This window comes from Pseudomonas sp. AC083 (assembly GCF_979253165.1).
The window spans coordinates 164,256-185,627 of sequence record NZ_CEEDDH010000001.1 but is presented as its reverse complement, the minus strand read 5'-3'; the positions used below and the strand labels follow the sequence as shown (position 1 = coordinate 185,627).

23 protein-coding genes and 1 tRNA gene are annotated in these 21,372 nt (G+C 60.3%); 8 read left to right on the top strand and 16 right to left on the bottom strand.

The annotated features are described in order from the left end of the window. Positions 1 to 175: 175 nt before the first annotated feature. Positions 176 to 535: a DUF6124 family protein gene (locus AC0IXA_RS00810; protein ID WP_471811161.1), complete on the top strand. Its 360-nt coding sequence runs from the start codon at positions 176 to 178 to the stop codon at positions 533 to 535. A 198-nt stretch (positions 536 to 733) separates the two neighbouring features. Here the strand turns inward: AC0IXA_RS00810 and AC0IXA_RS00805 are convergent, their stop codons facing one another. From AC0IXA_RS00805 to AC0IXA_RS00755, 11 genes are all read right to left on the bottom strand, one after another. Further along, on the bottom strand, positions 734 to 1,714 hold the full coding sequence (locus AC0IXA_RS00805; protein WP_471811159.1) for a LysR family transcriptional regulator: 981 nt from the start codon (positions 1,712 to 1,714) through the stop codon (positions 734 to 736). A gap of 166 nt (positions 1,715 to 1,880) precedes the next feature. Continuing rightward, positions 1,881 to 2,828: a peptidylprolyl isomerase gene (locus tag AC0IXA_RS00800; protein ID WP_471811157.1), complete on the bottom strand. Its 948-nt coding sequence runs from the start codon at positions 2,826 to 2,828 to the stop codon at positions 1,881 to 1,883. Further along, positions 2,825 to 3,295 (bottom strand): YbjN domain-containing protein, encoded by a 471-nt coding sequence (locus tag AC0IXA_RS00795; protein ID WP_471811155.1) that lies wholly within the window; start codon positions 3,293 to 3,295, stop codon positions 2,825 to 2,827. The genes AC0IXA_RS00800 and AC0IXA_RS00795 overlap by 4 nt, the downstream gene beginning before the upstream one ends. Before the next feature lie 17 nt (positions 3,296 to 3,312). After that, positions 3,313 to 3,942: a DNA repair protein gene (locus tag AC0IXA_RS00790; RefSeq protein WP_471811153.1), complete on the bottom strand. Its 630-nt coding sequence runs from the start codon at positions 3,940 to 3,942 to the stop codon at positions 3,313 to 3,315. Positions 3,943 to 3,959: 17 nt separating this feature from the next. After that, positions 3,960 to 5,657, bottom strand: coding sequence for a putative porin (locus AC0IXA_RS00785; protein WP_024012852.1), 1,698 nt, complete (start codon positions 5,655 to 5,657; stop codon positions 3,960 to 3,962). 39 nt (positions 5,658 to 5,696) lie between these two features. Then, positions 5,697 to 6,401, bottom strand: coding sequence for an energy transducer TonB family protein (locus tag AC0IXA_RS00780; protein WP_471811150.1), 705 nt, complete (start codon positions 6,399 to 6,401; stop codon positions 5,697 to 5,699). Positions 6,402 to 6,404: 3 nt separating this feature from the next. Next, positions 6,405 to 6,830 carry an ExbD/TolR family protein gene (locus AC0IXA_RS00775; RefSeq protein WP_003201710.1) on the bottom strand — a complete coding sequence of 142 codons (426 nt, stop codon included), beginning with the start codon at positions 6,828 to 6,830 and terminating at the stop codon, positions 6,405 to 6,407. An 11-nt stretch (positions 6,831 to 6,841) separates the two neighbouring features. Continuing rightward, entirely contained in the window at positions 6,842 to 8,641 is a 1,800-nt protein-coding gene (locus AC0IXA_RS00770; RefSeq protein ID WP_471811147.1) for a DUF2341 domain-containing protein, read from the bottom strand. Between the two features lie 12 nt (positions 8,642 to 8,653). After that, positions 8,654 to 10,210, bottom strand: a complete 1,557-nt coding sequence (locus tag AC0IXA_RS00765) for a ShlB/FhaC/HecB family hemolysin secretion/activation protein (RefSeq protein WP_471811615.1) — start codon at positions 10,208 to 10,210, stop codon at positions 8,654 to 8,656. Positions 10,211 to 10,306: 96 nt separating this feature from the next. After that, complete coding sequence (locus AC0IXA_RS00760) at positions 10,307 to 10,918, bottom strand: transposase (RefSeq protein ID WP_095179898.1); 612 nt, start codon at positions 10,916 to 10,918, stop codon at positions 10,307 to 10,309. Positions 10,919 to 11,243: 325 nt separating this feature from the next. Further along, positions 11,244 to 11,675 (bottom strand): hypothetical protein, encoded by a 432-nt coding sequence (locus AC0IXA_RS00755; RefSeq protein ID WP_471811145.1) that lies wholly within the window; start codon positions 11,673 to 11,675, stop codon positions 11,244 to 11,246. A gap of 372 nt (positions 11,676 to 12,047) precedes the next feature. On the opposite strand from AC0IXA_RS00755, the gene AC0IXA_RS00750 reads away from it, so the two are divergent. The 4 genes from AC0IXA_RS00750 (at position 12,048) to AC0IXA_RS00735 (ending at position 16,192) form a co-directional block, all read left to right on the top strand. Further along, positions 12,048 to 13,673 carry an NADP-dependent glyceraldehyde-3-phosphate dehydrogenase gene (locus tag AC0IXA_RS00750; protein ID WP_471811143.1) on the top strand — a complete coding sequence of 542 codons (1,626 nt, stop codon included), beginning with the start codon at positions 12,048 to 12,050 and terminating at the stop codon, positions 13,671 to 13,673. A gap of 102 nt (positions 13,674 to 13,775) precedes the next feature. Then, the gene (locus AC0IXA_RS00745) at positions 13,776 to 14,132 is read left to right on the top strand and encodes a DUF3302 domain-containing protein (protein ID WP_110599509.1); all 357 of its coding nucleotides are present in this window, start codon (positions 13,776 to 13,778) and stop codon (positions 14,130 to 14,132) included. Between the two features lie 2 nt (positions 14,133 to 14,134). After that, the gene (locus AC0IXA_RS00740; RefSeq protein WP_323164878.1) at positions 14,135 to 15,094 is read left to right on the top strand and encodes an HlyD family secretion protein; all 960 of its coding nucleotides are present in this window, start codon (positions 14,135 to 14,137) and stop codon (positions 15,092 to 15,094) included. A 57-nt stretch (positions 15,095 to 15,151) separates the two neighbouring features. Next, the gene (locus AC0IXA_RS00735; protein ID WP_471811613.1) at positions 15,152 to 16,192 is read left to right on the top strand and encodes an FUSC family protein; all 1,041 of its coding nucleotides are present in this window, start codon (positions 15,152 to 15,154) and stop codon (positions 16,190 to 16,192) included. A gap of 3 nt (positions 16,193 to 16,195) precedes the next feature. On the opposite strand, the gene AC0IXA_RS00730 is transcribed toward AC0IXA_RS00735, so the two are convergent. Then, positions 16,196 to 17,089: a DMT family transporter gene (locus AC0IXA_RS00730; protein WP_471811140.1), complete on the bottom strand. Its 894-nt coding sequence runs from the start codon at positions 17,087 to 17,089 to the stop codon at positions 16,196 to 16,198. Between the two features lie 147 nt (positions 17,090 to 17,236). Here AC0IXA_RS00730 and AC0IXA_RS00725 point away from each other — a divergent pair, with 147 nt between their 5' ends. Further along, a complete protein-coding gene (locus AC0IXA_RS00725) occupies positions 17,237 to 17,674 on the top strand; it encodes an Lrp/AsnC family transcriptional regulator (protein WP_056785725.1) in 438 nt (145 codons plus the stop codon). Between the two features lie 59 nt (positions 17,675 to 17,733). Continuing rightward, positions 17,734 to 18,063: a YceK/YidQ family lipoprotein gene (locus AC0IXA_RS00720; RefSeq protein ID WP_400503224.1), complete on the top strand. Its 330-nt coding sequence runs from the start codon at positions 17,734 to 17,736 to the stop codon at positions 18,061 to 18,063. Positions 18,064 to 18,128: 65 nt separating this feature from the next. Here AC0IXA_RS00720 and AC0IXA_RS00715 read toward each other — a convergent pair whose 3' ends face one another. Beyond that, positions 18,129 to 18,800, bottom strand: coding sequence for a Bax inhibitor-1/YccA family protein (locus AC0IXA_RS00715; protein WP_008006561.1), 672 nt, complete (start codon positions 18,798 to 18,800; stop codon positions 18,129 to 18,131). A 123-nt stretch (positions 18,801 to 18,923) separates the two neighbouring features. On the opposite strand from AC0IXA_RS00715, the gene AC0IXA_RS00710 reads away from it, so the two are divergent. Next, positions 18,924 to 19,011 (top strand) — tRNA-Ser (locus tag AC0IXA_RS00710). 151 nt (positions 19,012 to 19,162) lie between these two features. On the opposite strand, the gene AC0IXA_RS00705 is transcribed toward AC0IXA_RS00710, so the two are convergent. The 3 genes from AC0IXA_RS00705 to pstB form a co-directional block, all read right to left on the bottom strand. Continuing rightward, entirely contained in the window at positions 19,163 to 19,804 is a 642-nt protein-coding gene (locus AC0IXA_RS00705) for a hypothetical protein (RefSeq protein WP_471811137.1), read from the bottom strand. Next, positions 19,804 to 20,502: a hypothetical protein gene (locus tag AC0IXA_RS00700; protein WP_076563142.1), complete on the bottom strand. Its 699-nt coding sequence runs from the start codon at positions 20,500 to 20,502 to the stop codon at positions 19,804 to 19,806. The genes AC0IXA_RS00705 and AC0IXA_RS00700 overlap by 1 nt, the downstream gene beginning before the upstream one ends. A gap of 93 nt (positions 20,503 to 20,595) precedes the next feature. Further along, positions 20,596 to 21,357: a phosphate ABC transporter ATP-binding protein PstB gene (gene pstB / locus AC0IXA_RS00695; RefSeq protein ID WP_016774591.1), complete on the bottom strand. Its 762-nt coding sequence runs from the start codon at positions 21,355 to 21,357 to the stop codon at positions 20,596 to 20,598. Positions 21,358 to 21,372: the final 15 nt, after the last annotated feature.

Genomic DNA, 21,372 nt, shown 5'->3' with positions numbered 1-21,372 from the left:
GGTTTAGCAGCCCGGGTTATCTCTAGACACACAAGGTCTTGCCGTTATGGCGGCTTTGCGTGGGGCACTTCGGTGCGCCGGGTTCTAGAGTCCTGGTCTGCTAACCCGCGTACAGCCGCCACCTCCTTCGTTAGCAGCGAACGGTGGCAGCTTCACCACTCTAGAGGCTTCACCCATGATCAAACCAACACCCAACCCACCCGAAACCGACCCCACCTCCCCCTACGAATCCCTCGACTCCAAAAAACTAAACCAAGCCGCCGACCGCGCCCTTGATCACTACCTCTGCCCACCCGGCTCTACTCCACCGCCGTACAGCCCCCGCGCCATGTACGCCGTCACCGCCGACACCAAAAACGAAGACCTTCTGGCCAACGCCTGCGAAACCCTTGCCTCAGCGAAAACCATCGCCCAGGAATTCGCGGGACTGGTCAAACCATCGCAGCGGGGGACGCTGATGGGGATTGCGAAGTTGATCATGCTCGGCGAACTGGCGGTGAATCGGGTGCTGGATAATCTGGAGTTGCCGGGGTAGCGGGACTCGCGACAGGTTCTGAGTAGGGCGGTCGGCAGTGCTGACGCCATCGCGGGCAAGCCCGCTCCCACAGGGGATTTGTGTCGCTGACTCGGCTGCGGTTACACGCTCCCACTATTGACTCGGTTTGTTCAGTTACGGGTGTGGTGTCTGGAGTGGCGTGATCGCGAGCAGGCTCACTCCTACAGGGGGTTCGCGTTAAGGCTGGAACCATTCGTGGCGTTCGTTGAAGGTTTGCTGGATGAGGTCGGTGAGGGCTTGGGTTTCGGGTGCGTTTTTTGAATCAGCGTTGATCGCCAGCCACGCGTGAAGCTGCATCGGTTCGGCGAATAATCCGGGCAGTGCGATGAGGCCTCGGTCGAAGCGGCTCATGTATGTCGGCAGCAAACCGATGCATGCGCCGCAGCGGATCATCTCCAGCATGAGTTCATAAGACTGCATCTGCACCACCCCGGCCAACCGCTGCTCGACCAATTCATTCCACGGTCGAAAACTCGGAACCTGTCGATCATGCTGCCACTGCACCAGCATGAAGTCCGCCAGATCATCCGGCGTTTCCGGTCGCGCTGTCACCCGCGAATAGCGCTTGGCGATGTGCGGCAGATACGCAATCCGCGCGATGTGTTGCGGTTCGCTGATGGCAAATGCTGGGCCGGGATCTGGGCTCTCCCCGGGTGCGAGCCACAGGACAATGTCGGCGCTGACCGCACGCAAGGCCAGTTCACTATCCAGAGCAATAATTTCCAGGCGCAGGCTGGCGTTGCGCCGCAGCAGGGCGATGAGGTCGCGGCCGAGAATGTCGTGGAGGATGGATTCGGCGATGGCCAGGCGGATCAGTGGTTGTTCAATGACCGGGAGCTTGCGTTCGTGGGCCAGGGTGCAGAGTCGGGCCTGCAACTGTTGGCCTTCGCGGGTGAGCGTTAGGGCGCTGCCCTGGAAGCTGAACAGGCTGTGTTGCAGTTGTTGTTCGAGTTGCGCGAGTTGTTTGCGCAGCAGCGTCGAGCGCACATTGAGGCTGCGCGCGGCTTGCATGAAGCAGCCGCAACGGGCGCTGGCGAGGAAGTACCGGGCGACTTCGCTGTCGATGGTTGCGGCCTGGTTGAGCCAGGGTTCGGGGCTGGTTTTGGGCGTTTGGTAATCAGCGGTGCCCGGGCGTCCTGCGGGTTCGGTGAATGACATTGATGACTCCCTGTCGATCTAATGTGGTTGCTCTGAATACACCGGATCTCATTGTGGGAGCGAGCCTGCTCGCGAAAGCGTTGGCACATTCAACATCTTCGCTGACTGACCCACCGCATTCGCGAGCAAGCTCGCTCCCACAGGGGTGATTGGTGTTTGGCTGACGTCAGTGTTTTTCCTCGAGGATTTTGTTCAGTTCAGCGCCGTCGATGCTCAGGGTGGCAGTGTTGAGCATGCCGTCCAGATAAGCCTGGGCGATCTGTTCCTGGCGTTGCGCACGCAGGGCCTGGGTCAGTTGGTCGCGCAGTTCCTCCAGCGTCGCGGTGCGGGTCGGTTGTTGGTCGGTGAGTTTGATCACGTGGAAACCTGCGGCGCTTTGCACCGGATCAGACACGGCGCCCACCTTGAGCCGCGCCACGGCGCCACGCACTTCCGGCACCAGCTGTTGCAACGGTTGCAGGCCGGTATCACCGCCCCGCTCTGCCGTCACTCGATCCTGCGAATATTGCGTAGCGAGCGCCGCAAAATCGCCCGGTGCTGCCTGAGCTTTCTTGCTCAACTCAAGTGCTTGCTTGCGCACCGTTTCCGCACTGGAAGCATCACTGACGCCAAGGAAAATCTGACTGACCCGGTACAGCGCCGGCGTCTGCCAATTGGCCTTGCCCGCGTCATAGGCCTGCTGCAACTCGGTCGCGCTCGGATAGTCCGCCGGCACCTGGCTCACCGAGCGCAGGTAATCACGGAAGACAATTTGCTCAGTCGCCGCGCGAGTCTGCCGGGCGACGTCCGGCCGCTGCGCCCAGCCCTGCGCATCGGCCTGCTCGAGCACCGCTTTCTCGGCCAGACGCGTACGAATCCAGCGTTCCAGCGCCTCACGGTTGCCACGCAGTTGTTCGCGGGTTTGCGCCGGGACAGTGGCCAGCAGCGCCTGCAATTCCTCTGGCGAAACCTGCTGATTGCCCAACCGCGCGACCGCTGGCCCGGCTGCAACCGCCATCACCGGCGACGGCTGCTGAGCGGCAACCGGATCACTGCCCGGCCGCAGCACCAATGCCACGGCCACCACCAACAACGCCAGCGCTCCGGCGCCGATCACCATGGCAGGCTTTTTCACAGCGTGACTTCCTCTTGTTCGGCGATAGCTGATTTGGCGGTGTGCGCAGCAGCGGTCTGGCTGAAATCGCGCAGGTACACGATGAATTCCTGCAACAGGCGATCCCACAACTCCAGATTGCCGCGCAGGTGCTCGTTGCTCACCCCTGCGGCCACGACCACGTCCATTTCCATCAGCAGAAACTCCCCCTGCAACGACAACCGCGCAAACCGCCGTGTCGCGTTCCACTGCTCGGCCACGCCTTGGGGCAAATCACCCTGCACGCGCAGCGCACAGCTGAAGGTGAAATCAACAAAGCTGCCCTGCTCCACCGCCGGGTTGCCGAACCGCACGGCGTAGCCGATGCCCTGACTGGCGCTGAGCAACTGGACGATGCCGTTCTGTTCACTCTGGTTGACGCGGTAACCGGCGGCTTGCAGGACGTCGGTCAGTGATTGCGGGGAAACGTGGGTGATCAATTGAGTCATGGCTTTCTTCCTTGTTATCAGTGAGCGATCGCGGCTTGCGGCGCGTCGAATTGGGTTTTGTACAGTTCGTCGCCGAAGCCTTGCGCCAGCTCATCGAACTTGACCCGGGCGCTGCCGGCGAAGGGCTGGCGGATCTTCATCACCTCGGCGACGTCGATGTTTTCGTAGGCCGTGAGGATCTGTTTGGCGACGCCGTACATTTGCTGATTCTTGGCTGAACATTGCTGCACTTGTGTGTCACGTTCCGCCAGTTGCGCTTGCAGCTTCGTGCGTTCGGCTTCTTTGCCACGAGCGAGGACGAGCAACTCGTCGTAGGCTTTCTTGAACTTGCCAGTCTGCTCGGCACTGGCCGCCACTTGCGCCTGCGCTTGGCTGTGCAGGCTCTGCTGCTGCCCGGCCAGTTGCTCGGCAAGACCTTTGGCTTTGGCCAGTTCGGCGGTCAGCTGCTTGATCTGCGCTTGCGCTGCCTTGGCTTCGTTCTGCGCCGCCAGTTGCGCGGCGCTGGCCTGGGCCTGTTGGCTTTGCAGGGCCTGCAATTGCTGGGTGGTGCTGCGCAGTTGCGTGCGCAAGCGTTCTTCCATGCCTTCGCCGTTCGCCCCGGTGACAATCAACAAACCCAGGCCCAGCGCGAGAAAACGCGTGTTCATAAAGCTCTCCCGGCGCCTTAGAAGCGCGTGTTGATCTCAAGCTGCAAGACGTCGATGTCGAACGGCGCGCCGTACACCGCTTCGGTGCTCATCCAGCGACCCGTGGCGGAAACGTTCTTCGCCAGGCCGTAGTTGCCGCCCATGAAATAGCCCTTGGCGTTGGTGCCGCCGAGGTGGAACGACGAGTCGTTGAAGCCGTCCGGCAAGGCGTCCGGCTGGATGTACTTGTAGCCGGCGAACAGGTTCCAGTCGCCCTTGCGTTTGAGGTCCAGCGCGTTGCCGAGGGTGAACTGCACCATCCATGCATTGGCGCCGCTTTCGATCTCGCCGTTGCTGTCGAGGTTGTTGACGATCTGCCCGGCGGAACGCTTGCGCATGTCGCCTTCGTCGTAGCTGAGGTTGTGGATGTAGTTGCCTTGGCTGCGCAGTTTGAAGTCCTGCGGCAGGTCGGCGTCCCACACGACGTTGAGATCGAGCAGGTTGAACTCGGAGGCGAGACCGACGAATTGCGGCTGCGGCGTGGCGCTCGGGTTGAGCGGGTTCGGCGTGATGTCACGCAGCAGGAACACGCTGTTGCCCTTCTGCATGAACGCCGCGCGCGTCCCGTCGCTGTCGCAGCCCGGCGCGCCGGCCCACGGTTCGCAAGGGCTGGAGCGCTGGCCCTGGATGTCGTCGAAGCGGTAGTAAGCCAGCGCGCCCTTCAAGCGGTTGTTGCTGTTGATCGCCCATTTCGCGCCGAGCTGAGCGCCGTACAGCCATTTGTTGTCGCTCTCTTCCTTGTCGAAACCGTTGCTGCTGGAGGTGTCGTTGGTGTAGTCCACCGGGAACGCGCCGACGGTGCCGAACACGCCCCAATCGCGGTTGAGCTTGTGATCGAAAATCGCCGCCACACCGTCGAAATTCAGGTCGTTGGAATAGAGCATGTCGGTGGACATGAACGGGTTGGCGAAGCGCCCGCCGGTCAGGGTCAATTCGTCCATTGGCTTCCAGGTCAGGTAGCCCTGATCGAGCCAGATGTCCTTCTTGGCGAAGCCGCCGCCGAGGTTCTGCGTGGTCGATACCGGGTTGTTGTCCGAACCGGTGCCGATGCGAATGCCGGCGGTCCATTCCTCCGAAATCACCGCTTTCATGCCCAGGCGTGCGCGCAGGCGAAAGAGGTTTTCGCGGTCTTCGCGGGTGTTGAGCAACGGCGGCAGGCTGGTGCTGCTGTTGGGATTCACGTCGTACGGGCCGTTGTTGTTGAGCTTGGCGAAGTCGACGATTTCGTTGCTGTTGTTGCCCGAGTAGTACCGCGATTCGTCTCGCAGACGAATGTCGCCGTCGAAGCTGATGCGCGAGGCCCAGTCCGGAAAGGTATTCGGCGCGGCCCAGTTTTCCTGTTTGGCGGTGGCCATGACCTCGGCTTTGACCTGATCGCGGATCTGGTCGCGCACTGCTGCCGGTACGTACTGCACGCGCACATCCCCCGGCGCGGCGACCGGTCCGGCCGCGACTGCGGTGGACGCGGCAGCCTGTTTGGCCTGCGCCGCTTCGTTCTGCGCCTGGGCGATCAGCGCGTCGGCCTTGTCCTGTTTGAGAATGCCCTGCTCGACCAGCAAGCGGATCAGATTGATCGTGGCGTTCTCCGACGGCGCAGGCGCTGCCACGGCCTGACCGACCAGGGTCGCAATGACCATGCCGACCGCCAGGGACAATCGATTCACGTTGGAAATCATCTGCACACAACTCCTTTTGCCGAAGCTTGAATAAGTGAATTAACCCGGACGCCGCCCTTGCAGGGACAGGCGCACGGGCAAAGTGATGGAGGCCGGAGGCCGTTCGCTGAGGGCTGGCGCACCGCGTAAAGCGGCCAGCACCTGGGTATCGATTTGCGGGTTGCCACTGGACTTGATCAGCTCGACACGGGTGATCTCGCCGACGCTGCTCAGCCAGACATCGGCCTGCAGCGAGAATGCGAGGTTGCGCAGCTCGGGGTTCTCGCGCAGCAAACGCTGGAAAGTGAACGCGAGAAACTGGCTGTACGTGCCCGTACCCAACCGCCCACCACCCGCGCCGGCCATGCCGCCGCCCTTGCCCGCGCCGATGTTGAAAGCGTCGCTGCCGGCCTGCGCGTCGCCGTCCATTTGCATCGGATTGGCCAGATCGTCCGCCGGCGATGGCGGCGCCTCTTCTTCAGGCTTGACCTCTTCCGGCTCCGGCGTTGGCTCGGGCTCGACGACTTTTTCTTCCACCGGCGTTTCCGGCTCTGGCGGTTTTTCCGGCGGCGGTGGTGGCGGTGGTGGCAACGGAATGATCGTCGGCACCTTCGGCGCTTCGCGGCGCACGCCGGCCATGTCGTTGGCCCACTGCCAGAGGAACCACGCGGCGAGCGCGGCGACCAGCAGTCCGGCGCCCCACTTCACATAGCGCAACGGCGACTTTTGCACGGGCGGCGGATCAATCGGGAGTTGTGCGGTCATGACTCAGCCCTGACTCGGTTTGCCGGTAACGAGACCGACCTGGGACAGTTCGAGCCGGCGCAGCAGGTCGAGCACTTCGATGACTTTCTGGTACTGCACCGTCGCATCGCCGCGCACGATCACCGGAAAATCCGGGCTCTGCGCTTTCTCGATGCGCAGGCGCTCTTCCAGCTCGGCCAAAGTGACCGGATAGGCATCGAGGAACACCTGGCCGCCGTCGTTGACCGAGATCGCCTTGGTCTTGGCTTCCGACAGCGACACCGACGCGCTGGCCTTGGGCAGGTTGATCTGGATCCCGGAGACCTGCGCGGTGGCGGTGAGGATGAACATCACCAGCACCACCATCAGCACATCGACCAGTGGGGTGATGTTGATGCTGTCGACGGCGGCATCGTCATCATCGTCGTGGGAGGCATTTACGGACGCCATGGCAATGCTCCTCAGGCCAATACGGAGTGGTTGGCGTGATGGCCGCGCTGGTGCGACGCCTCACTGAACTGGCTCTCGCCATGCATCTCCGCCAGACGGGTGATGAACTCGTCGACGAACACACGCATGTCGGCGCTGACTTCCTTGTTGCGGGTGATCAGGCGGTTGTAGCCAAACAGCGCGGGGATCGCGACGAACAGGCCCATCGCCGTGGCCAACAGCGCGGCGGCCATGCCCGGCGCGATGGCGTTGATGTTGACGTCGCCGGCCATTGCCGTACCGAGGAACACCACCATGATCCCCAGCACCGTGCCTAGCAGGCCGATATATGGCCCGCCGGCGATAGCGTTGGACAGGGTCGAGAGTTTCGAACTCAGCTGCTGGTTCTCGCGGGTGCGCACGCCGTCCATCGAGCAGCGGATGGCTTCGATGGTCGCCGCTGAAACCGAGGAGGTATCGGCGCCCTGCTCACGGCGGGTGCGGATCTCTTTGACCGCCACCAGGTACAGGCGCCACAGCGACGAATGCTGCAGACGCTGAGCCAGTTGCGCGTCGTCAGCGAACATCTCCAGACGCGTGCCGACCTTGGCGAATTGCACGCGGAAGTCTTCGTTGGCAGCGGTGACGCGGCTGAGGCTGCGGTTCTTGCGCAGCATGATGATCCACGACTGGAACATCATCAGCACCAGCACGGCGATGATCACCCAGGCGTCGACTGGCACCGCGTTGAGCAGGAAGCCGAGGCTACCGAAGCCAAACCCGGATTGTTCCTCATCGACGCCGTAAGCCACCAGCTTCGACTCGGCGCCTTGCGAGGTGGCATCAGCCAGCAACAGCGCGGGCGGACGGGCGACTTTCGACAGGCGCAGCTCATCAATAGCGCCAGCGAATGGCTGGAACGCGCCTTCCTGCAGATCAGCGCCGATGGCCATGACCGAGTTGAACGCCGGCATCGCCTGAGCCAACGCAGCGCTTTCGCGACCGTTGATGTACAGGGTGACTTTCGAACCCTCGGCGGTCAGCGCAACGTGTTGCCATTGCGCCGGAGCCAGAGCTTGCGTGGCGGCGGCGCGCTGGCCGTCGATTTCCACGAACGGCAGGCCTTGGCTGACGCCGATCAGCAGACTTTGCGTGCCTTCGCGCCGAGCGAGAATCAGTTGCTCGCCACTTGCCTGATCCAGACGCAGCCAGGCGCTGAAAGTGAACGCGCTACCAGCGTTGTGTTGCAGCGACGGACTGGCCGGCAGGAGCAATGGTTGACCGCTGAACTGCAAGGCACGCCCGACGACGCCATCAATCGCTGTGCCGGTCGCGCTTTGCACGGTGTTGCCGTACGCCGTGGTGTCTTTCGCCGGGGTGCCGGTGGCGCCGTCGAAGTGATACAGCGCGGTGTAATTCGGATCGAAAGTGAGTTGGCCGTTGCCAGTGGCCGGGGCTTTCTGGTTGCCGTAGTACATCCAGATGTCCTGACGCTGACCGCCCTCTACATTCGGCACATCAACCCAGATCAGCGCCATGCCCATCAGCGCGTCAAAACTTTCGATCTGGTGGTTGAGCACGGTTTTGTCATCCGCCGCGACAAAGCGCAGATCGGAGCCGTCCTCTTTCACGCCGTCGAAGGTGAAGTTGCCAGTGTGCAGGCGCACCAGCAGCGCGGTGCGGCCGAGGGCCTGATTGATCGCCGCGCCTTGTGGCGTGGTGTCGACGGCGATCTGTTTGCGGTAATGCCAGTCGTCCTGCCACCAGGCCTGAGCCGTGGCCGGGAGCACGAAGCCCAGGCAGATCAACAACGAAAGGAAGAGGCGTTGCATGGACGTGCTCCGTTAGAAAGTGGCTTGGAGGTTGAAGTGCAGGCGCGATTCCTGCTTTGAGGTGTTCGGCCCTTCGAGTAGCGGGTAGCCCCAGTCGAGGCTGCCGGACAGCCATTTACTGAGGCTGGCGCGGGTGCCGAGGCCGACGCTGGCCAGGGCGTAATTGGCGTCCTGATCCGGCAGTTCGTCGCGCAGGTACAACTGCGCGCCTTCGGCGAAGGCATAGAAGCGCCAGTCCTGCATCCACGTGCCGGCAAATTTCGCCAGCGACGGTGTGCGCAATTCCTGGCTGAGCAAATAGCCGTCATCGGCGGTACGTTCAGCCGCGAGATAGCCGCGCACGGAGGTGGCGCCACCGGCGGAGAATTGTTCGTTGGAAACCAGCGGCCCCGAGGCGAGTTGGAATGCGGCTTTGCTTGCGCTCTGCCAGTCGCTGTCGAAGGTCCAGGTGTAGTTGGTGTCGCCCTTGAGCACGGCGAAACCCGGTTTGGCGCGATAACGTTTGTAGTCGAAGTCTTCGTCGTCGCTGCCGTAGCCGAACACGCTGCGCGTGGCGGCCACCAGACTCAGGCCGAGGCCGAGCTGGCTCTTTTCGCTGTAGCGAAAGCCGTTGTAGGCGAAGGTGAACGGTGCGTATTTGAGCGGCACCTTGTCGCTTTCGCCGGACAGGCTCAGGCGCTCGTCGAAGTCCTTGAAGTCGATGCCGGCGGACAGCGAGTTCGACCAATTGCCGCTCGAGGGCAACGTGTAAATCGCCGCGACGCCGTAGCTGTGACCCTTGCCGAGCACGTTGCTGCCGCCGATGGTGGCAACGTTGCTGTCGGACTGGTAACCGGAGAACTGCACGCTCCAGCGCTCGCTCAGCGGCGCGGTGTAGGACCCGGACCAGACCTTGGCGTTGTCGGTTTCCTGCGGCGCGGTGAAGAACGTCAGGTTGACGCTGTGGCCGAGCTGCCAGAGGTTGTTGTAACCGAGACTGGTGACGCTGCGCAGCTTTTCGGTGTCGGCACTGTAATCGTTATTGAGGCCGACGCTGGCCGTCCACGGGTTCTGGTCTTCGACCTGCAAGTCGACATCCATGGTGCCGGGGCGCTGACCTTCGCGCACCAGCGGCATGACCTGGCGACCGGGGGTCTTGTTGAGCTGCGCGAGTTCGCCCTGGACCTTGGCGAAGTCCGGCACCTCGCCTTCTTTCAGCGCCGGGACGTTGTCGCGAATGTCCAGCGGCGAATAGTGTTTGGCGCCGACCACGCGCACCCGGCCGACCTTGGTTTCGCTGACTTGCAAATAGACGATGCCATCGGCCACGGCCTGCTCGGGCAGCTCGACAAACACCGATTGATAGCCGCGTTCCTGATAGGCCTTCTGCAACGCATCGCGGGCGCCTTCGATGTCGCTCAAGGCTTTCTGCGGGCCGAGAAACGGGTACACCGCTTCTTCGATAGCCCGGGCATCGAGCACGGTATTGCCGCGCACGAAGTATTCGTTGACGTCGACCAGTCGCTGCGCGGCGGGCGCTTCTGTGCCCTCCTCGGCCAGCGCCGGCTGCGCGCCCGCCGTCACCAGCAGCCAGCCCCACAGTGCCAGCCGTGACGTGAAAATCCGTTCCACATTACCCCCTGAAATACGCGATGACCTGTGGGCGTTAGCGCCCGGTGTGCTGCGTCAATTGCTGATCGTTGTGGCGCAGGCGTGCTTGCCCAGCCAGGTGTGCAACAGCGCAAAGTTCAGCGAGAACTCGGGCATTTGCAGCAAGGCGCCGCAGAACACTTCGCCGATGATTTTCTGAATCAGCAGCACCGCGCGCGGCTCGTTGAGCAGCGTGGCGATGTCACGGCTGAGGGCGGTGAAACTCCAGACTTTCTGGTTCAGGCCGAGGCCGACGAACCAGCGGAACAGCAGGTTGTAGTTCAGTTGTTCATAGAGCTGCTGTTCACTGGGCACCGAATAGAGCAATTGCAGGAGCAGGATGTGCATCACCGTCTGCGCGGGAATGAGCATGCCGGGCGCGGCGTTCAGGTCGCGCAGCAGATCCTGGTGAGCGTCGAGCAGGTCGTCGATCTGCGGGCGCAACAACACCAGCGAATGGCCCGGCGGAATGTAGCTGGACACTTCCTTCAGAGCGCCCTGCCAGTCATCCTGCGAGACGATCCAGACCCACGGCGCGCCGTAGCGATACACCGAAACCGGCTTCTTGCGCGCGGCTTCGACGATCTTCGACAGGCGTTGATCGAGCTCCTGCATGCCCACTTTCGAATAGCGTTCCATAGTCCCCATTGCCTCACTCCCGGCGTCCCGCCTCGGCTTGCAAAGTACGCCCCGAAAGGCCCCTCAAGCGCGTTACACAGGCATGACCGGACTGGCAAAGGGCTACCGAACTTTTGTCATAAAAGCTTCATTACAGAATTGGTCGATGGCTAACGGGCAACACAAAACTCCAAGGGAACTAGCAGGCTAGCTCCCTCAGGTTTACTGTTTATTTGTATTTGGCTTTAAGGCTCGGGCGGACTTGAGTCCGGAGGCGATATCAATATCAAATAGATGATTAATCCAGTACCCCGCAGACGCCATACTGCAATTTAGTCACCTTACCCGATTAACGCTATTCACTCTTCAAATGAAAGAAACCTGTTACTTTGAGCCTCTGCGGTCCTGGTGGAACCGGAGAGCCTTTCAACGTCATATCCATACTGAACAATCCAGTGGCTTTCCTGGGTGACTCTGTATACGAGACAGCAAATGAACCAGACTCAACAACATACTCGAAATGGTAAGATTCGCTGTAGTCCATGTACATTACATCCAGCAAATCCTTCGCGTCATATATTGAAAACAACTCTCTTTTGGGGAACGTTAATAGCAATAGTTTTTTTGGCTCCATATTTCCTCCCAGACCCTGACGTACAGAAACGCTAAAACCGTAGGTTGTGTCGTCAAGGGTACAAACATCTGCGCGCATGCTTCCGAGCTGATCGGTTTCCACCTCAAACAGGCCCGTAGCATTTGCTTTAACCACTTCAGTGTCCGTCTTCATTTCTGTCATCCTGATAGGCTATTTGGCTATTGAAGAGCGGCACAGCCTGAACTTTCAATGCATGCTGCATAGACTGTGTCACCTACTACAAGTACAACTGGCGCGAACATGATGTCTACTGTCAGACTTGACAGTAGACAACGCCAAGAAATTGAGGCCAGTCTTTAACTGGCCACACTTTAACTAACAGCAAAACATCGCAACCATCGACAGCTCCTACAGGTTTTTTCGGTGTGAATGCCTGCTCTGCTCTGCTCTGCGTCTCTGCGTGACATACGCATGACATTTTCGGGGTTAAATCCGAGGGCATTCAGGCGTATAACCTGTAGAGACTTTTTGTTCTGCGTGCAGACTTCAATACAGGGTTGTGACATGACCACAGCAAACATCCTTGGCAACCTGTTCCCTTCGGTCAGCGACGTCCCGGAAAAATATCGCCTCGACGCTCAGGTCGAGCAGCGTGAATACCTGGTCGATGGCCAATTGCACCGCTGGGACGGCCCGCTCGCGCAGGTGCGCAGCCCGGTTTATCTGAAAAGCGAAAACGGCGAAGAACAGGTGATCCTCGGCAGCACGCCGCTGCTGGATGCCGACACCGCGCTCACCGCCCTCGACGCTGCCGTTCGCGCTTACGATAGAGGTCAGGGCCTGTGGCCGACGATGCGCGTTGCCGAGCGCATCCAGCACGTCGAAGCATTCCTCGGCCGCATGCGCGAGCAGCGCGAGGCCGTGGTCAAGCTGCTGATGTGGGAGATCGGCAAGAACCTCAAGGACTCGGAAAAAGAGTTCGATCGCACCTGCGATTACATCGTCGACACCATCAATGCCCTGAAAGAACTCGACCGCCGTTCCAGCCGCTTTGAGCTGGAGCAGGACACCCTCGGCCAGATCCGCCGCGTGCCGCTCGGCGTCGCCTTGTGCATGGGGCCTTACAACTACCCGCTGAACGAAACCTTCACCACGCTGATTCCGGCACTGATCATGGGCAACACCGTAGTGTTCAAACCGGCCAAGCTCGGCGTGCTGCTGATTCGGCCGTTGCTCGAAGCCTTCCGCGACAGCTTCCCGAGCGGCGTGATCAACGTCATCTACGGCAGCGGCCGCGAGACCGTCAGCGCGCTGATGGCCAGCGGCAAGATCGACATCTTCGCCTTCATCGGTACCAACAAGGCTGCCAGCGACCTGAAGAAGCTGCACCCGAAACCACACCGCTTGCGCGCTGCCCTCGGTCTGGACGCCAAGAACCCGGGCATCGTTTTGCCCGAAGTCGATCTCGACAACGCCGTCAGCGAAGCGGTCACCGGTTCGCTGTCGTTCAACGGTCAGCGCTGCACCGCACTGAAAATCCTCTTCGTCCATGAAGACGTGGTCGACAGCTTCATCGAGAAATTCAACGCCAGACTGGCCACACTCAAACCGGGCATGCCGTGGGACAGCGGCGTGGCGCTGACGCCGCTGCCGGAGTCGGGCAAGGTCGATTATCTGCATGGTCTGGTCGCGGATGCGCAAAGCAAAGGCGCACAGGTGGTCAACCCGAATGGTGGCGAGTCCCACGCCTCGTTCTTCTACCCGGCAGTGCTGTATCCGGTGAATCCGCAAATGCGCGTGTATCAGGAAGAACAGTTCGGCCCGGTCGTGCCCATCGTGCCGTACCGCCACCTCGATACCGTGATTGACTACGTGCTGGAATCCGATTTCGGCCAGCAGTTGAGCATCTTCGGCACCAACCCGGTGGCGGTCGGCCGCCTGGTCGACACCTTTGCCAATCAGGTCGGGCGGATCAACCTCAACGCCCAGTGCCAGCGCGGCCCGGACACCTACCCGTTCAACGGTCGCAAAAACTCCGCCGAAGGCACGCTGTCGGTTCACGATGCCTTGCGGGTGTTTTCGATCCGCACGCTGGTGGCGACCAAATTCCAGGAGAGCAACAAGGACCTGATCAGCGAGATCATTCGCGGGCGTGATTCGAGTTTCCTGACCACCGATTACATCTTTTGACGGGTGATCGGCAGGATTGAATGATCCTGCCGATCCGTCAGCCCCCCGGCGATTCAGTGACTACACTGAGCCCAGCATTGCTGGATGCCCGGGAGGCTGACCATGCTCGATTACTTCGCATTGGGTCTGTTGGTTTTTGTCGGTCTCGTGCTGTTTTACGGGATCATCGTGCTGCATGACATCCCGTACGAGATCGCTGTCCACCGCAACCATCCGCATCAGGACGCGATCCATGCCACTGGTTGGGTCAGTCTGTTCACCCTGCATGCGCTCTGGCCGTTTCTGTGGATCTGGGCGATGGCTTATCGCGAGGATCGCGGTTGGGGTTTCGGCGATGGCAAACCCATCCAGAATCACGTCAATCAACTTGAGCAGCAGGTCGTCGAGCTGCAAGCCCGGATCGAGCGGCTCGAAGCGCAGTCGCCGGTTGCGCCTCACTCTGACAGCCGGGGGATCTGAGCATGGATCTGTTGCTCATCCTCACATACGCCGCACTCTGCGTCGCCATCTTCAAGGTCTTCCGCATTCCGCTGAACAAATGGACCGTGCCCACCGCTGTCCTGGGTGGCGTGCTGATCATCGGCGCGCTGATTTTCACCATGAACTACAACCATCCCTATTCCGAGGTGGCGCGCTCCTACTTTGTCTCGGTGCCGGTCATTCCGATCATCAGTGGCCAGGTGATCGACGTACCGGTAAAGGGCAACGAACCCCTGGAAAAAGGCGACGTGCTGTTCCGCATCGATCCCACGCCTTTCCAGAACCGCCTGAAATCGCTGAAGGCGCAACTGGTTGCGGCCAAGGGTGACCGCTACCGCATCACCGAACTGATTCGCCGCAACTTCGGCACCCAGCGTGAACTGGATGCGGCCATTGCCCGCACCGACGATCTGCAGGCGCAACTCGACAATGCGCAGTTCGAGCTGGACAACACCGTGGTTCGAGCGCCGAGCAAAGGCTTTGTCACCCACGTTTCGCTGCGCCCGGGAATGATGGCGAGCAAGCTGCCGCTGCGCCCGTCGATGGTGTTTATTCCGCAGGAAGGTCAGTACTTCGCCGCTTGGATGCGTCAGAACAGCCTGTTGCGTCTGACCGTGGGCGACGAGGCCGAAGTCGCCTTCGATGGCATTCCCGGCAAGGTCTTCGCCGGTCGGGTGAAAAGTGTGATCGGGGTCATCGCCGAGGGCCAGGTGCAACCTTCCGGCACGCTGATCAGCTACACCGGTTCGCCACCGGCCGGACGGGTGCCAGTGATCATTGAAATCACTGACCCGGCGTTCGCCGAATACAGCGCGCTCATGCCGGGCGGCGCCTACGGGCAAGCGGCGCTTTACAGTCAGCACTTTCATCACATCGGCGCGATGCGCAAAATCCTGCTGCGCATGTCCGCCTGGATGAATTACATTTTCCCCTTCCATTGATTTGACTGACTCACGAGGTTCGCACTGACTACTTACAGCACCCACCGCCTGCCACCGCTGTTGCGCCGTATCCTGCGTCCGCTGCTGGACCCGTATCGGCGCTACCGTCACGCCCGCCTGATCCATTCCGTGCGGGTGGCCTTGGGATTGTTGGCGACGATTCTGCTGACCACTGGCATCAATCTGCCCCACGGCGAATGGGCGTCAGTGACCATGCTGGTGGTGATCGGCGGTTTGCAGCACCACGGCAACATCGGCAAAAAAGCCGCCGAGCGCGCCATCGGCACCTTGATCGGCGCGGGGGTCGGATTGGCCCTAGTGGCGCAGCACGCCTGGCTGGGCATGCCGTGGCTGACCTACTTTTCCATGGCTGTGGTCTGTGGGTTCTTCTCGTATCACGCGATTGGCAAGGGCGGCTACACCGCCCTGCTCTCGGCGATCACCGTGTTCATCGTTGCCGGGCATGGCGACAACCCGATCACCGATGGACTGTGGCGCGGCGTCGACATCCTGATCGGCATCGCCCTCGCCCTGGCGTTTTCCTTCGCCCTGCCGTTGTACGCGGTCTACTCGTGGCGCTACAACCTCGCCGACGCCTTGCGCGATTGCGCCACGGTATACGGGCGCATCATCAACGGTGAAGCGGTCAGCGCCGACGAGCATGTACGACTGATGAGCAAGGTGGGTACGGTGATGGTGCAGTTGCGCTCGCTGATGCCGTCGGTGTCCAAAGAAGTGAAAATCTCCATGACCGAACTCGACGCGATTCAGCGCAACCTGCGCATGTGCATCAGCACGCTGGAGATCCTCGGCAATATCCGTCCCAATGCCAGCGACCCGCAGGCCAAGGCACATCTGCAAACGGCGCTGAAGGCTGAGCACCGGCAGATTCGTGTGCAGCTGATCGGCATGGCTCGCGCGTTGAAAACCGGGGCCTCGCAACGGCTGGAGCGACCGATGGAGCTGCCAGCAGCGGACCTCGACGCGCCAGTTGCCAACACGCTCGACGGCTACCGGATGCTGACCCGACAACTCGCTGCCAATATCAGCGAGATGCGCCAGCGCCTGGCAGCAACCGCACCGCGCTGGAACATCTGATCCTTATTGCGCCGCCAGCCGCCGGGCTTTCCAGCCCCAACCTTGTTGCATGCCGGCGGCGGCCAGCAGGATCGCCGCGACGCCTATCCATTGCAGCAATTCGAGGCGATGGCCGAAGGCGAACCAGTCAACGAAGATCGCAGCGATCGGATAGATAAAGGACAGCGCGCCGGTCAATGCCGTCGGCAATTTTTGAATCGCGCCGTACAGCAAAACGTACATCAGACCGGTGTGCACGATCCCGAGAGTCAGCAGACTGGCCCAGGCATCTACGCCTTGCGGCAACGCATCGAAATGCGCGAACGGCGCGAGCAACAACACCCCGGTGCAGACTTGAATCAGCGCGATCAGATGTGGCGGCGTGCCGGTCAGGCGCTTGATGATCAGTGCCGCGATCGCATACAGAAACGCCGCGCCCAACGCCAGGGCAATTCCCATCAAGTAATCGTTACCCTCCTCGCCTTGCGTGCCATGGGCACTGACAATCGCCAGCATGCCCATGAACGAAATCACCAGCCAGAACAGCTTTTGCAGGGTAATTTTCTCGCCGAGAAACAGTGCCGCCAGACCGACCAGCATGAATGGCTGCACGTTATAGACTGCGGTGCCGATGGCAATCGAGGCGCGGGAATAGGACGCAAACAGCAGCACCCAATTGCCGACAATCGCTATTCCACTGAGCACCGCCAGCAGAAACGTTGTGCGGGTCAGAATCCCCGGACGTAGGAATCCGAACGCGGCGCAGACCAACAGCAAGGTGCCAGCGCCGAACACGCAGCGCCAGAACACCACGTCCAGCACCGGTTGCCCGGACACCAGCACAAACCAGCCGATCGTCCCGGATATCAGCATGGCGGCGGTCATTTCCAGCGAACCGCGGCGGATTGCGTTGTCCATCATGTTCTCCTGAGGCTGTGAGCGAAGCATGGCAAAAGTATGCCAAGCGCGCCGCGAGCTGCTCCAGCGCATAAAGCAGGCTAAACTTGATTTTCGCCTTTTTTATCGAGGGTGATTTGCGCCCTTTGCCTAATCCGGAGTTCGAATGTGACTGACGATATCGATCAGATCCTCATCAGCGCCCTGATGGAAGACTCGCGTCGCTCGCTCAAAGCGCTGGCGCAGATCAGCGGCCTGTCATCGCCCAGCGTGGCCGAGCGGTTGCGGCGTCTGGAAGAACGCGGCGTGCTCAAGGGCTACACGGTGGAGATCGATCCGAAATGCTTCGGCTATCAGTTGCAGGCGATCGTCCGTGTGCGGCCGCTGCCAGGGCAATTGCAGGAGGTTGAGCGGCAGATCATGTCGATTCCGGAGTTCACCGAATGCGACAAGGTCACCGGTGACGACTGCTTTATCGCCCGCCTGCACGTGCGCTCGATGGAGCAGCTCGATACCCTGCTCGACCGCCTGAATACGTTGGCTGAAACCAACACCGCGATCGTCAAGAAGACCCCGGTCAAGCGACGTCTGCCACCGATGGCGTAGATGCCTTTTGCCTTTGATCGGCGTAGATTGTGGTTTTTTCGCGGCTAAGGAATGGCGATATGAAAATTCAGGCAATACTGCTGGCCGGCATGCTGCTCGGCGGCTGTGGCACGATTCATACGGTGGCGCGCGACGACCAGGCTGCCATTGACGGGCTCAAGCAGCAGAAAAGTTATTGCGGCGCGGTGCCGAGAATCTACAGCGGCCTCGCTTATGACTTCTGTTCTTTGAATGCGCCGCTGGCCTCGGGTGTCGATGCCGATAATCATCGCAACACTGCGATCCCGGGGCTGTTGGTTGATGCAGTGGTCTCCGGTGCCCTCGATACGCTGCTGCTGCCGTACACGATCTACCGTCAGCAAGTGGACGGCAGCATCGTCATCAATTGAGCAGACACTTTTCTCCAGACGATAAAAAACCCGCCGAAGCGGGTTTTTTATTGCAGCCATTACGATCAGTCGTCGCGGCTCATGATGCCGAACAGTTGCAGCAGGCTGACGAACAGGTTGTAGATCGATACATACAGGCTGATGGTCGCCATGATGTAGTTGCGCTCGCCGCCGTGGATGATCGCGCTGGTCTGGAACAGAATGCACACCGACGAGAACAGCACGAAGCCGGCGCTGATCGCCAGTTGCAGGCCGCTGATCTGGAAGAAGAAGCTCGCCAGCGTAGCGCCCAGCAGGACAAAGAAACCGGCGGTGATGAAGCCACCGAGGAAGCTCATGTCCTTGCGGGTGATCAGCACGTAGGCCGACAGACCACCGAACACCAGTGCAGTCATGGCGAAAGCCGAGCTGACCACTTCAGCGCCGCCCTGCATGCCCAGGTAACGATTGAGGATCGGGCCGAGCAGGAAACCCATGAAACCGGTCAACGCGAAGGCGGAAACCAGGCCCCACGCGGAATCACGGAGTTTGTTGGTGAGGAAGAACAGCCCGTAGAAGCCGATCAGCACCACGAAAATGTTCGGGTAGCCGACACGCATCTGCTGGGCTACGAAGGCCATCACGCCGCTGAATGCGAGGGTCAGGGCCAAGAGACCATAAGTGTTGCGCAGGACGCGGCTAACCTCTAGCTGCTCAGCCTGCACGCTGTTATTAACTGCGTAATCCTGTTCGCGCATGGCGACACTCCTGTTGGTTTGAAACGTTCAGTCGCAAAGATCATAACAGACGCTCTGTAACAAGCCATGCAGAGAGTTTGACAGTGTGTTTCATTCAGGTATTATGGCGCCCGCAACGCAAACGGAGGTGTGGCCGAGTGGTTTAAGGCAACGGTCTTGAAAACCGTCGACTGTAACAGGTCCATGAGTTCGAATCCCATCGCCTCCGCCATCTTTATACGACAAAGCCCTGATTATTCAGGGCTTTGTCGTTTCTGCAAGACATGTTTTGCGCAGCAGCGTTTGCGCATCTATTGAGTCATTTCTCAGCAGTGCCTCGTACACCTGAGGCGCTGCTGTCCAGATAGCCAATGCGTACTCCCTCAGCCAAGCGACTCAAAGACCGCCTTCGCACGCTGTTGCACCGACGCCTGAGGTCTGAGCATTTGCTGCCAGGCGAGCTGCGCCTGGACCTTGGCCACCGAATCCAGCACTTTCTGCGCCCAGCGATCATCCTCGGGATGCACCACGACCACCCGGAAGCCATGATCCTTGCCTTCAATCTGCACGCCCTCCGAATCATCGACATGCAAGTCGATATCGAACGCTGGCGGATACTTGGAAGGCGCATTCGACATTCCGTGCGCCGTCAGGGCACGGTTGTGCAGCACGCTGTTGACCACGCCGTCGACGCGGATGCCGTACAGCGCCAGCCAACGCCTGATATAGGACGGCGTGCGCCCGGACGACGTGTAGACCCAGACACTGCAATCCTGGCGACGCAGCTCGCGGATCAGCGATCGTGTGCCCATCCGCAAAGGTTCACCCAGCCAGCGATGAATACAGGCCGGTAGTCGACTGTTCTCGACTGCGCAGTGATGAAGCTGGCAGGCGAGCGTGTCATCGATATCGAACGAAATCCGTATGCGCTGACGTTCGAACAACTGCGGCAAAGCGCAGCGGATAGCCTGCCCTGCCCGGCTGCCGAAGGTTTTCAATCTGGCAAATGCTGGTGCCCAGTTCATCAATGGCCACCTTGAGAGAGAGGCAAAGGCTTGCCTTTGAGAAAGAACTTCATTGGATCGGGCGCCTGTTCTTCTAAGAATGCTGCATATTTTTTCTTGATCTTTGGCAATTCGTACAACGCCTTGACGCCATGCTTAGCGGAGTTGCGGATGACCGAAGACGGGTTGAAATAGCCCTCGGCGTTTTCCAGGGTCAACACGAATGGAGGCAGCCCTGCCCGCATGAGCAAGTAGCTGACAATCAGCGAGCCACTGCGGTTGTTGCCTTCGATAAACAGCTGCGGCTTGCTCAGAATGCGCACATAGACACCCGCTGCACGCTTCCAGACTGACTCACTACGATACGCGCAATACCAGTTGTACAAGTCCTTGATGCCGCCCTCGACGTTGTTGAAGAAGTGCGCCTCAGTGGCCGCCAGATGCTGGGCGTATTCGAGCCGGCGTGCCGGATCCCGGCCGCAAAGCACTGTGGCATTGATCTCCAGCATCAGGTTCAGTTGCTGCAGATCGAACAGGTCGACGCCGCGGGCAACATATTCGTCAACCAACGCATAGCCTTCAAGCACATTGTGCAGAACTTCGTCAGTGAACGGGTCCCGAGGCTCGGTGAAGTGCCGGCTGAGCTCGGCGAAACGGCTCTGCACTTTCCGCAGTGCGCGTTCAATCGCAGGCAAATCAAGGCGATGCGTGGCAGGCATTGGAGCTCCTTGGAAACGCTTGGTAAATGTCCACCGATGCCCGCCAAATCCATTTGGCTTGTGCAGGTAGGCGGCCGTGACCGGTGTTGAGGCTTAGCTGAACTTGCCGCTGATGTAATCGCCGGTCATCTGTTCACGCGGATTGTCGAAGATCTGCGCCGTCGGGCCCATCTCGACCAGATAACCGGTGCGTGTGCCCTGGGAAATATCCACCGAGAAAAACGCCGTGGTGTCAGCAACACGGATGGCTTGCTGCATGTTGTGGGTCACCAGTGCGATGGTGTAGTCCTTCTTCAACTCGACCATCAATTCTTCGACGCGTCGGGTGGCGATCGGGTCGAGTGCCGAACAAGGCTCATCCAGCAGCAGGACTTCCGGCTCAGTGGCGATCGCCCGGGCGATACACAGGCGTTGTTGCTGGCCACCGGAGAGCGACAGGCCGCTGACCTTGAGCTTGTCCTTGACTTCGTCCCACAGCGCGGCGCCTTGCAGCGCATGCTTGACCCGGTCGCCGATATCGCCCTTGTAGCGATTGAGGCGAAGACCAAACGCCACGTTGTCGAAGATGCTCATCGAGAACGGGTTGGGCTGTTGAAACACCATGCCGATGTAGCGGCGCACGACCACCGGGTCGACGCCCTTGCCATAGACATCCTGCCCGAGGAAATGCACATGGCCCTCGAAACGAAAGCCCTTCACCAGATCGTTCATCCGGTTGAGGCTGCGCAGCACGGTACTTTTGCCGCAGCCTGAGGGACCGATGAATCCGGTGATCTTGTTTTTCTCGATGGGCACGTGGCTGTCACGTACTGCCATGAAGTTGCCGTAGAAAATCTTGTCCAGTTTGCAGTCCATGACTACAGGCGCCTG

Coding starts and splice junctions, on each gene's coding strand:
- AC0IXA_RS00810 (WP_471811161.1), top strand. CDS start 176: ATGATCAAACCAACACCCAACCCACCCGAAACCGACCCCACCTCCCCC.
- AC0IXA_RS00805 (WP_471811159.1), bottom strand. CDS start 1,714: ATGTCATTCACCGAACCCGCAGGACGCCCGGGCACCGCTGATTACCAA.
- AC0IXA_RS00795 (WP_471811155.1), bottom strand. CDS start 3,295: ATGACTCAATTGATCACCCACGTTTCCCCGCAATCACTGACCGACGTC.
- AC0IXA_RS00790 (WP_471811153.1), bottom strand. CDS start 3,942: ATGAACACGCGTTTTCTCGCGCTGGGCCTGGGTTTGTTGATTGTCACC.
- AC0IXA_RS00785 (WP_024012852.1), bottom strand. CDS start 5,657: ATGATTTCCAACGTGAATCGATTGTCCCTGGCGGTCGGCATGGTCATT.
- AC0IXA_RS00780 (WP_471811150.1), bottom strand. CDS start 6,401: ATGACCGCACAACTCCCGATTGATCCGCCGCCCGTGCAAAAGTCGCCG.
- AC0IXA_RS00775 (WP_003201710.1), bottom strand. CDS start 6,830: ATGGCGTCCGTAAATGCCTCCCACGACGATGATGACGATGCCGCCGTC.
- AC0IXA_RS00770 (WP_471811147.1), bottom strand. CDS start 8,641: ATGCAACGCCTCTTCCTTTCGTTGTTGATCTGCCTGGGCTTCGTGCTC.
- AC0IXA_RS00760 (WP_095179898.1), bottom strand. CDS start 10,918: ATGGGGACTATGGAACGCTATTCGAAAGTGGGCATGCAGGAGCTCGAT.
- AC0IXA_RS00755 (WP_471811145.1), bottom strand. CDS start 11,675: ATGAAGACGGACACTGAAGTGGTTAAAGCAAATGCTACGGGCCTGTTT.
- AC0IXA_RS00750 (WP_471811143.1), top strand. CDS start 12,048: ATGACCACAGCAAACATCCTTGGCAACCTGTTCCCTTCGGTCAGCGAC.
- AC0IXA_RS00745 (WP_110599509.1), top strand. CDS start 13,776: ATGCTCGATTACTTCGCATTGGGTCTGTTGGTTTTTGTCGGTCTCGTG.
- AC0IXA_RS00740 (WP_323164878.1), top strand. CDS start 14,135: ATGGATCTGTTGCTCATCCTCACATACGCCGCACTCTGCGTCGCCATC.
- AC0IXA_RS00730 (WP_471811140.1), bottom strand. CDS start 17,089: ATGGACAACGCAATCCGCCGCGGTTCGCTGGAAATGACCGCCGCCATG.
- AC0IXA_RS00720 (WP_400503224.1), top strand. CDS start 17,734: ATGAAAATTCAGGCAATACTGCTGGCCGGCATGCTGCTCGGCGGCTGT.
- AC0IXA_RS00715 (WP_008006561.1), bottom strand. CDS start 18,800: ATGCGCGAACAGGATTACGCAGTTAATAACAGCGTGCAGGCTGAGCAG.
- AC0IXA_RS00705 (WP_471811137.1), bottom strand. CDS start 19,804: ATGAACTGGGCACCAGCATTTGCCAGATTGAAAACCTTCGGCAGCCGG.
- AC0IXA_RS00700 (WP_076563142.1), bottom strand. CDS start 20,502: ATGCCTGCCACGCATCGCCTTGATTTGCCTGCGATTGAACGCGCACTG.
- pstB (WP_016774591.1), bottom strand. CDS start 21,357: ATGGACTGCAAACTGGACAAGATTTTCTACGGCAACTTCATGGCAGTA.